Below are 7880 nucleotides of genomic sequence, written 5' to 3'. Positions count from 1 at the left end.
CGGGGGCCGAGGCGTACTGGGCGGCGGGCGGCAAAGGCGCGGGTCCCGTCGGGGACAGGGGCGCGGGCTGCGAGGGGATCGCGGGCATCCCGCCCGGGCCGAGTGCCGACCCCGAGCCGTTGGCGGCCGGCCCCGAGCCTTCCCCAAGCTCTCGGCTTCGCTCGAGCAGGGGAGACCCCACTCCCGATCCCAGCGCGAGCGTGCCGTTGCGACGCGCCTTGCGGCCCACAGGCTCGGCCCGCACGCCCAGCCTGGAGACCTCGCCGTCCTGCTCGCGGAACAACTCCGTGTCCGTGACGCGCACTTCGGACCCGAACAGCGTGGACAGGGCGGGCCGCGGCCGGCCCGTCTGCAGCGAGACGACCTCGCGCAGCACACCCGTCAGCTGCTCGGCCATCTCCTGCGCCGAGGAGAACCGGCGGGCCGGATCGGGGTCGGTGGCCCTGACGAGGAGCCGGTAGAAGGACTCGTACTTGCGGAAGACCTCGATGTTGTCCGGGTCGGGCAGCGAGTCCACGAAGACGTTCGTGTAGCCCTGGAAGTCGAAGGTCAGGACCGCGAGCGTGCGCGCCACCGTGTACAGGTCGGAGGCGATCGACGGGCCGACCTCGGCGACCTCGGGCGCCTGGTAGCCGACCGTGCCGTAGATGGCCGACTCGTCGTCGTCCATGCGCCGGACCGCGCCCATGTCGATCAGCTTGAGCTGGTCCTCGGTCTGGATCGCGTTGTCGACCTTGAAGTCGCAGTAGAGCAGATTGCGGCTGTGCAGATGCCCGAGCGCCTCGAGCGCCTCGATGCCGAACGCGCAGGCCTGCTCGACCGGCAGCGGGTCGCGCTTGCCCTGGGGCGTACGCCGCTCGTTGGCGATCTCCTTGAGCGACTTGCCGCCCACGTACTCCATGACGATGTAGCCGTCGAGGGAGCCGGTGCGCTGGTCGAGGTGCTCGACGAAGTTGTAGATGCGGACGATGTTGGAGTGCTCGATCTCGGCCAGGAAGCGCCGCTCCGAGATCGCGGCCTCCATCGCGTCCTGGTCGCCGGTGTCGAGCAGGCCCTTGAGGACCACCCAGCGGTCGGAGACCGCGCGGTCGACCGCGAGATAGACCCAGCCGAGTCCGCCGTGCGCGAGACAGCCGACCACCTCGTACTGGCCGTGCACGATGTCGCCGGCGCCGAGCTTCGGCACGAAGGAGTACGGGTGGCCGCACTTCGTGCAGAAGCCCTCCGTACGTCCGGGCCGCTCACCGCGCGAGCGGCCCACAGGGGCGCCGCAGTCGGAGCGGCTGCAGAATCGCTTCCTCTCCGGAACCTCCGGGTTGTCCTGCACCATCTCGCGGGGATCGGGCCGCGGCACCTGCGGGACCGTGACCAGACCGACGCCCAGCCGGCCGCGCCCCGAGGACCCGCCCGTCGCACCGGTCGACCGTACGGAGACGCTGCGGGTGGACGAACTGCCGCGGGACAGGCTGCGCGACAGCCGGCCCGAGACCGAGCGGCGCGACTGCGAAGAACGCGAGGAGCGGGACGACGAACGGCTGGAGGAGCGCGAACTGGACGAGGAGCTGCTGCCCTTGCCGCCCCCGGTGATCCCGGTCGGCGGCGAGGACACCATGCCGTTCGGCGAGACGACGGGGGCGAGCCCGCACATGTCGCAGTACAGCTCGCCGCCACCCATGTCCTCGTATGTGCCGGTGCAGTTCGGTCGCTGGCACTTGGTATCCACGGTCAGTCCCCCCTACGGTCCGGCCTGGGTGTGTGGGTATCCCGGGGTTCCCGGGGGCTCCTGTTCGTCGCCCCCGGCGGCGGCGGCTGTCCCTGGTGCGGCACGCGCGGTGCGAGCACCTCGGCCGCCGCATGCTGATAGCGCAGCACCGCCTGCTCGGCCACGCGCAGATCGCAGGGCGCGCTCCACAGCATCCGGCGTGCGGCGTCATAGCGCTCGATGAGCAGCGGGTCCTCGGCGGCTCCGTGCCGGGCCACCTTCGCGCGGTAGGCGTCGAGCCGGCCGCGCAGCTCGGCGCGCACGGCGAGCGGCTGGGTCACCTTCTCCAACGACTCGCGGGCGCGCAGGAGTTCGGTCTCGGCCCGCTGCTCCAGGGATTCGAGCAGCGGCGAGAGCCGGTGCCACTGGGCGCTTCTGCGGTACTCGGCGGCGGTCGCCAGCTGCTCCTGGAGCACGGTGGGCGGTCCGCTGACCGCGGGCACCTCCGATGCGGCGATCTTCGCGAGGACCTCGCCGCGGGCGGCGCGCGCCTCGGCGAGCGTACGGTCCGCGCGTGAGAGCAGATCGCGCAGCTTGCCGAGCCTGAGCTCCGCGTCCTGGCGTACGCCGAGCACCGCGTCGATCTCGCGGCGCACCTCCTCGAGGGCGCGGGCCTCGCGGTCGTAGCGCTCGGTGTCGGGTCTGCCGCCGCCGGGCGCCGAGGAGCCCGGCGTGGGCCGCCAGAACGTCAGCGGGTCGGAGACCACCTGGGCGCGCAGCGCCGTCAGCTCACCGGTGATCCGGTCGAGATCGTCGCCCGCCGGGTGCTCGCCGGGGCGTACGCCCACGGACTGGGCGAGCTGGCGGGTGCGGGCCAGCTCGGCGGAGAGCAGATCGATACGGGCGGGCAGCGCGGACCAGACGGCGTCGGCGGCGACGACCATGTCGAGCGAGGACGCGTACAGCTCGTTCATCCGCTCCACGAGCGCGCTCAGCGTGAACTGCTCGGTGAGCCTGGTCGGACCGGTCAGCGAAGCGGGCGCCCCGGTGGCAGGGGCGCCCCCTGCGAGGGTGACGGACTCGCCGCGGAGGAGCTCGGTGAGCTCCACCAGCTCCTCACGGCTCGGCCAGCGCCGCCGGGCGCGCAGCTCGCGGGCGCTGGTGAGGGCGTCGGTGTACGCGTCGAAGTACGCCCACAGACGGGTGATCTCCTGCTCCGCGGCAGCCCAGCGCTCCTTGGTGGTGCCGGTCAGTTCGGCACCTTCGAGGAGTCTGCGCCCCGCGTGGTCCTGCAGCGCGAGCAGTGAGGTCTCGATCGCCTCGTGCTCGGCGCCAAGACGTGCCAGCGCACGGTCCACCTCGTCCCGGTCCATGACGGGACCGGCGGCTCCCGTGACGCCCATCCGTGTGTCGCCTCTCTGCTGTGCCGGTGTGGCCGGCCGTCTGTGTTCTGTTCCGCCTCTGCCCCGTCAAATGCCCTGTCAGTCGCTGTAGTTGGGGACAGGCGGCTTGGCCTTGGCGTCGGGGTCTCCCAGCGGGACCGCGAGCCACTTGGTGTACGACTTCTTCCAGCCCGCCGGGTCCTTGCGCCACTGGTCGAGTTCGTAGTTGACCCGCCGCACCAGGTCCTCCGCCTTCGGGTCCTTGCTCATCGCGATGCCGTAGTACTCGGTGGCCAGCGGGTCGCCCTTCAGCTCGACCGTCGGATCCTGGGCGGCCTGGCCGGCGGCGAGCGCGCTGTCCGTGACCACGCCGTCCACCTCACCGAGCTGAAGCCTTACCAGGCAGTCGAGTTGGTTGGGGACCACGAGAGGTTTATCGGCACCGTAGTCCTTGTCCTCAAGTGCTCCCTGGGCGGTGGATCCCGCGGCGACGCAGAGCTTCTTGCCCTCGAGCGAGGCGTCGAAGCCGGTGATCTTCGAGTTGTCCGGGGCGAGGACCTGCTGGCCCGTGGCGAAGTACGCGGTGGAGAAGGCCACATCGGCCTTGCGCTTGCAGCTGATGGTCATGGTGCGCACGATCATGTCGACCTGGCCGGACTTGATCATCGGGATGCGCTGGTTGGTCGGGACGGCGCGGAAGACGATGTTGACCTTCTCGTCGCCGTTGTCGTCCGTGTACGTGCCGAAGATGGCCTTCGCGATCGCGTTGGCCAGATCGATGTCGAAGCCTTCCAGGTTCCCGTTGTTGGGGTTGCGGTAACCCCACAGGTAGCTGTTCTGGTCGATGCCGACGACCAGCTTGTTCTTGGGCTTGTCCGTACGGTCGCGGATCTCCTCGATCTTCGGGCCGTCGTCGATGTTGCGGGCGTCCAGGCTCGCATCCGGCTGGGCGTCGTCACACGCCGGTGCCGCGGGGGCGAGCGCCTGCCGGGCGTCCGCGACGCCCTGGCTCCCCGTACCGGAGGGCCCCTCGCTCACGTGGTGCAGCGGCAGCAGCGCGAAGGCCGCGGTCAGCACGCACGCCAGTGCCATGGCGGCCACCCCGCCCCAGCCCCGCAGGCGGGAGAGCGGTCCTGCCACGGCCATCGCCCGGATGCGGGCCGCATACCTCTGGCGGTCTGTAGCGCTCATGATCTCGTCGCCCCCTCTCACCGGTACTCCGACAGCCTGCGCCCGATACCGAGCACGGCACCCGTCGCTCCGAGCACCGCGAGCACGGCGGCGCCGACCGGCAGTCCGGTCATCGCGCCGCGGCCGTCCTCGGCCGCGCTCCTGAAGTCCTGCTGCTCATGCGCGATGGCCTTGTCCAGTGACTTGTCGGCGAGGTCGAAGCAGTCACCGGTGGCCTTGCTCTGGTCCCCGTTCTCACCGATCACGCCGGCAAGGGCCGCATCGTAATTGCCCTGGTTGTCCAGGGTGCGGGCGGCCGTGTGGCGCTTCTTCCACTCGGTCACCGCGAACACGGTCCTGTCCACAGGAGCGTCGCCGGCCTCGTCCTCGGAGAGCTTCCAGGCCGCCCCGAGGGTGCCCTTGGTCTTGTCGCCGAGGGCAGCCATCTGCTTCTGGAACTCCACGTCGTAGAAGTCCTCGCCGGCCTTCGGCTTTCCTTCGGGCACGGTCACGGCGCCGCGCGAGACCAGGGTCAGGTTCTCGCTGCTGCGCGCCTGAAGGATGGAGATCCGCGCGTCGTTGAGCGCGTTGAGCGAGCGGACCCCGTCGTCGTACGACCCGGACAGACCGCTGTAGGCGAAGGTGTGCCCGACCGCGAGCCACAGGAGCACCACGGTGCCGGCCGCGGTGGCGACCACCATGCCGTGGTTGAACACCCGGTTCGTACGCCGGTAGTTGCGCCGCTGCGCCCACACCAGACCGCCGATCGCGACCACGCCGAGTGCGATCGCCCCCCAGGGGTACGCCTTGGCGTCCGCGTAATCCGCGTTGAGCTGCTTCTTCTCCGCTTCGTAGAGATCCTCGGCGGCGGGCAGCATCTCGTTCTGCATCAGGTCATTGGCATTGCGCAGATACGCGCCGCCCAGCGGCAGGCCCTGGCGGTTGTACGTGCGGGCCGACTCGATGCGTTCGGCGAACTCGGGAAGCAGCTTGTTCAGCTTCTCGATGTAGCGGGCGGACTGGCCCGAACCACGGCTGGCCCCCGCCGCCGTGCTCAGCTTCTCCGCCGCCATGTCCAGATCGTCCTGATAGCGCTGGCGGAGCTTCGGCGACTCCTCGTTCGCCGCCAGGAACCCGCTCGCCGCCGCCGTGTTGGCATCGGCGAGCGACCGGTAGATGGCGGCCGCGTCGGAGGACAGCGGCGCACTGCGGTGCAGCACGTCATCCGCGGCCGAGGACCGCTCGGCCATCTGCCAGGCCGTCACCGCCCCGAACGCGATCACGAGAACCGCGATCACGGCCCCGATGATCCGCAGCCGCCCCGGCTCCGTGGTCGACGCGCTGCGCAGCCGGTCGGTCAACTCGGCTCGCGCGCTGCGCCGTTCCGGCATCACCGCAGGTCCCGGCGGCGGCGCGCCCTGGGGCGGCACGGCGGGCAGCGTGGGCGCGGCCGGGCTCGGCGGCGCCGCGCTGCCGTTCGGCAGGTATGTCACGCTTGACCTCCCCCTTGGTCATCCGTGGTCTTCCACGCGCAAGTATGGCCGCAGGGACTGACATCCGCGCCATCGTTTACACGATCTTGTTCGAATCGGTGGAGAGCTGTGCACCAAGTCGGCTGAGAGCTGTGTATCAGGCGCAGCCCGAAGTGCCGCACCGGCCCCCGCCATTAATACGCCGCGAGGAGGGGTTCGGTTCCCTCGCGGGCCCTGCGAATGCCGCCGGAGGGCGCACGTACGGGAGGTTCCTGTCCCGGATGCGGGAGTTCCTGTCCCGGACGGCACAAAAGTGCCATGGCAGATAGTCGCCACTCCCGACTCTGGCGCAACTCCCGCCCCAGCCGCACCAATGGACCCCGAGGCCGGATGCGAAGGCCACGGCGCGTGTGAGGGGTCGGGATGGCAAGACGGACACGTTACGCGGGGGTGGTGGCGGCCATAGCCGTCGCGCTGCTCGCGACCGGGCTGCCCCAGGCGGGGGCGGCACCGGGCGGCGAAGGGGCCGCGGTGAACCCGCGGGACTTCCTGCCGCCCGCCACCAAGACGGTGACGCTCCTGAGCGGCGACAAGGTGTCGCTCACGGGGAGCGGTGAGGGGCTCCAGGTCACGGCGGTGCAGCCGGGCGAGGGGCGGGAGCACATCGCGTTCTCGCGGGCGCGGGTCGAGGGTCATGAGTACGTCATCCCCGTGGACGCGACCGACGCGCTGGCCCAAGGGCGCCTGGACAGGGCGCTGTTCGACGTCACCGGGCTCGCAGCCGAGGGGTACGACGACGCCTCGCGCAAGACGATTCCGCTGATCGCGACCGAGCGGACCGCGCTGGCGGGCGCCTCCCGCAAGGCCACCTTCGGCGGGCTCGGTCTGACCGCCCGTACGGTCAAGAAGTCCGAAGCCGCCGGCGTATGGCGGGACTTCGTCAAGGAGGCGGCAGGCAAGAGCCGCAGTGCCCAGGCCGCCAAGCTGTGGCTGGACGCCAAGGTCGAGGCGAGCCTCGACAAGAGCGTGCCGATGACCGGAGCGCCCGAGGCATGGAAGAGCGGCCTCGACGGCAAGGGCGTGCAGGTCGCCGTGCTCGACTCGGGCGCCGATGCCACGCATCCGGACCTCGCGGAACGGGTCGTCGCCCAGAAGGACTTCACCTGGGACGAGAGCCCCGAGGACTTCAACGGTCACGGCACGCACGTCGCCTCGACCGTCGCGGGCGGCGGCCAGGCCTCCGGCGGTCGCTACAAGGGTGTCGCACCGGGCGCCGAGCTGATCAACGGCAAGGTGCTCGACGGCGGCGGCAGCGGGTACATCTCCTGGATCCTCGACGGCATGCAGTGGGCCAAGGACCAGGGCGCCGACATCGTGTCCATGTCGCTCGGCTCCGACGTGCCGAGCGACGGCACCGACCCGCTGTCCCAGGCGGTCGAGCAGCTGAGCGCCGACGGCGGACCGCTGTTCGTGATCGCCGCAGGCAATGCGGGCAGGCCCGGCACCATCGGCTCCCCGGGTGCCGCGCCGAGCGCCCTGACGGTCGGGTCGATCACCAAGCAGGGCGGGATCTCGGAGTTCTCCTCCCAGGGCCCCTCGCTGATCGACGCCGGCGTGAAGCCCGAGATCACCGCGCCCGGCAGCGAGATCCTGGCCGCGCGCGCCAAGGGCACCCACGAGGACGCCTCCGGCAACGAGGACTACGTCACCCTGAGCGGTACGTCGATGGCCACCCCGCACGTCGCGGGGGCCGCGGCCATCCTCAAGCAGGAGCACCCCGAGTGGGACGCGCAGCAGCTCAAGTCCGCGCTCGTCGGCAGCGCCGACGCGGTGCGCGACGCCTCCGTGTTCGAGCAGGGCGCGGGCAGTGTGGACATCCCGGACGCGCTCGACGCGCGCGTCACGGCGTCCCCGGCGGCCGTCTCCGCGAAGCTGGCCGGCGATGCGGCTGAGGACGTCACGCGCGAGGTGACGTACCGCAACTCCGGTACGAGGGACGTCCGTCTGAGCCTGGACGTCGACGGGCAGGCACCCGTGAGCCTCGCCGGGCGCCGGGTGACCGTGCCCGCCGGCGGCAGTGCGAAGGTCGCGGTCCGTATCGACGCCGACCGCGCGGAGACCGGCACGTCCAGCGCCTGGATCACCGCGCGCGGC

At 71.2% G+C, this 7880-nt stretch carries 5 protein-coding genes; 1 reads left to right on the top strand and 4 read right to left on the bottom strand.

Features of this window, described 5'->3' with window-relative positions:
* The 4 genes from ABT367_RS39750 to ABT367_RS39735 form a co-directional block, all read right to left on the bottom strand.
* On the bottom strand, positions 1–1723 hold a 1723-nt coding region (locus ABT367_RS39750; protein ID WP_352258638.1), incomplete at its 3' end, for a serine/threonine protein kinase.
* Positions 1724–1725: 2 nt separating this feature from the next.
* Positions 1726–3105, bottom strand: a complete 1380-nt coding sequence (locus ABT367_RS39745) for a hypothetical protein (protein ID WP_352258636.1) — start codon at positions 3103–3105, stop codon at positions 1726–1728.
* A 78-nt stretch (positions 3106–3183) separates the two neighbouring features.
* Positions 3184–4230, bottom strand: a complete 1047-nt coding sequence (locus ABT367_RS39740; protein ID WP_352258640.1) for a glutamate ABC transporter substrate-binding protein — start codon at positions 4228–4230, stop codon at positions 3184–3186.
* A gap of 62 nt (positions 4231–4292) precedes the next feature.
* On the bottom strand, positions 4293–5747 hold the full coding sequence (locus ABT367_RS39735; protein WP_352258634.1) for a hypothetical protein: 1455 nt from the start codon (positions 5745–5747) through the stop codon (positions 4293–4295).
* Between the two features lie 402 nt (positions 5748–6149).
* Here ABT367_RS39735 and ABT367_RS39730 point away from each other — a divergent pair.
* A partial coding sequence (locus tag ABT367_RS39730; RefSeq protein ID WP_352258633.1) for a S8 family peptidase occupies positions 6150–7880 on the top strand: 1731 nt, incomplete at its 3' end.

This window comes from Streptomyces mesophilus (genome assembly GCF_040300965.1).
GTDB lineage: Bacteria > Actinomycetota > Actinomycetes > Streptomycetales > Streptomycetaceae > Streptomyces > Streptomyces mesophilus_A.
This window is presented reverse-complemented; position numbering and strand designations above follow the sequence as displayed.